Here is a 1,115-nt window from a genome sequence, read left to right on the forward strand (position 1 = left end):
ACCCCACCACTTGATCACGAAAAGTGCGAAAGTCGAGCAGCCACTTCCATCCAAGATCCGCACGGGGTAGCGGCAGTCAGCCGAGCCAGAGGCAGAAGGGGTGGCCCGCCGGGTCGAGGTAGACGCGGACGTCGTCCTGGGGCTGGAAGTCGGCCAGCGTGGCGCCGCACTCCTCGGCGTGGGCGCAGGCCGTCGCCAGGTCGTCGACGCGGATCTCCAGGTGCATCATCATCGGCGGGTCGCCCGGCCCGGCCGGCCAGACCGGGCGGACGTAGTTCCTCTCCTCCTGGAAGGACAGCGTCGCCTCGCCGCCCGGGGCGGCGAGCTTCACCCAGTCGGGCTCCTCCACCCGGATCTCCCAGCCCAGCAGGCGGGCGTAGAAGCGGGCGAGCGCGGCCGGGTCGGGGGCGTCGAGGTTCACGCCGGTCCAGGTCAGCGTCATGCCCCATCCTTACCCATGTTCGGCGAGGACGCGGCGCAACTGGGCGCGGTTGGCCACGTCGAGGCGACGGAAGACCCGGGTGAGGTGGAACTCCACCGTCTTCACGGAGATCACCAGCCGGGCGGCGATGTCGCGGTTGGACAGTCCCTGACAGACGAGGCTGGCCACGGCCCGTTCGGCGGCGGTCAGCCCGTCGAGCGCGGCCGGCGGCACGCCCAGCGGGACGCCGAGCCGCTCGGCCGCCGCCAGCGTCTGCGCCGTGTACGCCCGGGCGCCGGTCGTCGCGAACGCGGACAGGGCGACCCGCAGGTGCCGTTCCGCGGCGGCCCGCCGCCCGAGCGCGCCCTCCGCGTCGGCGATGAGCAGGTCGAACCGCGCCGCCTCCAGCGGCATGCCGATACCCGCCGCGTGCGACCGGCCGCGGCGGGCCTCGTCGAGCGCCTCGGCATGCCGGCCCCGCGCGGCGGCCAGCAGAGATCCGCCCCGGGCGAGCGCCATCACCGCGGACCGGCGGGGCGGCCCGGTGATCCGCCCGGCGAACTCGGCGAGCGCCTTCTCGGCGCCGGCCACGTCGCCGAGCAGGGCGAGCCCTTCCGCCCGGACGGCCCCGACGACGTACGTGCCGGGCTCGCGGATCGGGTAGTGCGCGTCGAGGTCGTCGGCGGCCGCCAGC

At 75.0% G+C, this 1,115-nt stretch carries 2 protein-coding genes; both read right to left on the reverse strand.

What is annotated here, in order from left to right:
* Positions 1–76: 76 nt before the first annotated feature.
* Entirely contained in the window at positions 77–442 is a 366-nt protein-coding gene (locus ABD211_RS26835) for a VOC family protein (protein ID WP_344137732.1), read from the reverse strand.
* A 9-nt stretch (positions 443–451) separates the two neighbouring features.
* A partial coding sequence (locus ABD211_RS26840) for a LuxR C-terminal-related transcriptional regulator (RefSeq protein ID WP_344137735.1) occupies positions 452–1,115 on the reverse strand: 664 nt, incomplete at its 5' end.

Origin of the sequence: Luedemannella flava (assembly GCF_039528515.1) — a bacterium.
GTDB classification, from domain to species: Bacteria; Actinomycetota; Actinomycetes; order Mycobacteriales; family Micromonosporaceae; genus Luedemannella; species Luedemannella flava.